The following is a 1491-nucleotide window of genomic DNA, read 5'->3' on the forward strand; positions in this document are numbered from 1 at the left end:
CCGCGAGCCCGGCAAGACCCGCGCAAGGAACGCGCGACCACCGCCGGCACAAAGCCGCTTGAGCTTTAGAGCGGATCGGGCCAAGGACGAACGCCAAGAGGCCAACAACATGGGACGGCCGGCGGGTCCGCTTACGCCCCGCCGGCCATCTATCTCCGGCTGTTCAATGCGATGGGCTGACCATGTGATGCCGGTGTTCCTCGGTGCTGGGCTTGATCGCCGTCGCGGTGACGACGAGCGCCACCAGGCCGGTGATCCAGGACGTCCAGGCGACGCCGGTTTGCATCGCGTAGGAACCGAACCACGGAGAGAGGAACAACAGGACGCCCAAGGCTGCCTGGATCCACTCCATGGCCGGGGTTCCGGGGATGGCCAGATTGATGACGCCGCTGATGACCAGCAATGCGCCGAACACGAGCATCAAGGCAGTCGAGCCGCCGGCCGCCTTGGTCCAGATGACAGATAGCACGGCATAGAGCCCGGCAACAACCGTGACCCAATCCTGCCATCGCGTCCACTTCTTCATTGAAACCACCTCCATGATTCGGAACCATCCCCGGATCAAAATGCACCTGGAGACTTGTTCTTTCGACGATTGCCACGCCATGCGGTGCCGCCATCGATCCGGCGGGGTGAAGGGCCTACACGACTCACCCGGTGCATTCGCGCCTTCACAGCCGGACTTATGGATTAACAAAAACCAGCCGCTGCGTCTTCCCGCCACGCAGTGCCCGTTCTTGGTTCCTGCAATTCGGCCGCAGCTGGTGATGGCGGGCAACCGGACCGGTCGGCCTCGACGGCAACCGGCGCCCACCTAAAACCCGTCCACGGATGGCCGCAGGATCTGCGTCCCGCTGTTCGAGCCCTGCCGAACTTGCCTAGGGAACGGAAATCCTACGCCAGACGTACCAGCAAACGCTGCCGAACATCAACAGAAACCCCAGAACGCCCAGGCCCGGAAGCTGCGCGGAGTTCCCCAGAATCATCAATCCGAAGCCTACGAGGACCAGGACGCTGCCCGCGGACCAGCGAAGCCACAGTCTGGGAGACCTTCCCGTCTCCAATTCCCGGGCCAGGACCGGGTCATTATCAGCCAGATCCCTTTCGAGTTCCTGCAGGCGCCTGCGCTCATAATCCGAGAGAGGCATTGCCAACCATTCCTTCCCGTCTCAGCCTTCATCCATCGCACCGCCAAGCCATCAACAGCCTGCTTGCTTTAATTATCAGCTCCCGGAACCAGCGCGTTCCAGCTCGTCTGCCATCGGCCCACGACGGCATTGACGCCGAATGGCCCTGCGCTCACGCTTGAAGCATGGCCACCAAACTATCCGGAGTGATCGTCGGGACGTTCCCGGAGCTGCGCTTCGAACCCACCGCCAAGCGGATCCGTGCGAGCCTGGGCGGGAACACCGTCGTCGACACCCTGCACGCGTGGCTGGTCTGGGAGCCGAAGCGCATTACACCTATCTACGCAGTACCGGAGGCCGAATT

The 1491-nt window shown here is 62.6% G+C and carries 2 protein-coding genes; both read right to left on the minus strand.

Annotation, left to right across the window (positions count from 1 at the left end):
- Positions 1-163: 163 nt before the first annotated feature.
- On the minus strand, positions 164-526 hold the full coding sequence (locus AHiyo1_RS08835; protein WP_059388315.1) for an SPW repeat protein: 363 nt from the start codon (positions 524-526) through the stop codon (positions 164-166).
- A gap of 352 nt (positions 527-878) precedes the next feature.
- Positions 879-1148 (minus strand): DUF3040 domain-containing protein, encoded by a 270-nt coding sequence (locus AHiyo1_RS08840; protein WP_059388316.1) that lies wholly within the window; start codon positions 1146-1148, stop codon positions 879-881.
- Between the last annotated feature and the right edge of the window lie 343 nt (positions 1149-1491).

The sequence above is a fragment of the Arthrobacter sp. Hiyo1 genome (assembly GCF_001263615.2).
Lineage (GTDB): Bacteria > Actinomycetota > Actinomycetes > Actinomycetales > Micrococcaceae > Arthrobacter.